Source organism: Oleiphilus sp. HI0128 (genome assembly GCF_001635365.1).
In genome coordinates this window covers 1-1,127 of sequence record NZ_LWGG01000892.1, presented here as the reverse complement: position 1 = coordinate 1,127, position 1,127 = coordinate 1, and the positions used below count along the sequence as shown (strand labels likewise).

Sequence of the window (1,127 nt, the reverse complement as noted above, 5' to 3'; positions counted from 1 at the left end):
ATTTTCCCCTACCAATACCAAGCGCTCTGCGTCGATATAGACTGAAGATGCATTTCCTAATCGATTTTCGCGAATTGTTTCAACAAAAGTTCGTCCCCCATCACGACTTAGAATAACCACGCCGGAATTTCCCACGACTGACACTTTCTTGCTTCCGTCATGAGAAGCAGACATTAGAGTCCCTTCGGTCTTCGTTTCTACTTGCTCCCATGTATCGCCATTATCTTCGGAGCGATACATATTGCCTCGCAAACCAAAAGCCAGTACAACGCCTTCATCCTGTGTTCCGGCGACGCCGAAAAATGACCCGCTATATGGACTATCGAGAGTTTCCCAGGTTTCACCCTTATCGGTTGAGCGGTATAGCACGCCACCCTCCCCAACAATAAATAGGGCACCACCCTTAACTTCGTTCACTGCATTTAAGTGAAAGCGGTCAGGGTTTTCAATTCGGCTACCATAGTTCTGCCAGGTACGTCCGCCATCGGAGGTCTTAAACAGAAAACCGTAAGCACCCACTACAAAACCTTCTTTTGAAGAACTGAACAACACATCCAGCAAGGGTTTACTCGCACCAACTTGAGCATCGAACTTCGCATCGTCTAAAGCGTAGCTAGCTTCTTCCAACTCGTATTCCAAGTCTTCCAGCTCATCTTCAGAAGCTGTTTCCATTTGTCGTTCAAACTGCTTCAGACGCTCTTCGGACTGAGTAATAATCATTTGGTTTGCCGAGTCACCGTCAAATTGCTTGACCCAAGTTTCTCCACCATCGCTAGTGTGCAAAATGACACCCGAGTGCCCTACAGCCCAACCGTGCGTTTGATCGACAAAACTTACTGCCGTTAACAATACCGATACTGGTACAGAAGCCTGAGCCCAGCTTTTTCCTTCATCATCAGAATAGACAATATGCCCACGACCTCCGACTGCAACAAGTCGGCTGCCCGCCTTGTCAACATCCAACAAGAGGCTATTCGTTGCCATAGAAGTTTTAACCGCGGGCGTTTTAAGTACATCTTCGACCGCATGAGCAGGAGTTATTAGACTTACAACGCTCAATGAGCTAGCCAGAACACCAACTTTTAACCTAGACAGTAGACTGTTCATTTATCAACCTTGTACATTTG

Annotated in this window: 1 protein-coding gene; it reads right to left on the bottom strand. The window is 46.9% G+C overall.

Annotation, left to right across the window (positions count from 1 at the left end; all coding sequences use genetic code 11):
• On the bottom strand, positions 1–1,107 hold a 1,107-nt coding region (locus tag A3763_RS14335; protein WP_068760170.1), incomplete at its 3' end, for a YCF48-related protein.
• Positions 1,108–1,127: the final 20 nt, after the last annotated feature.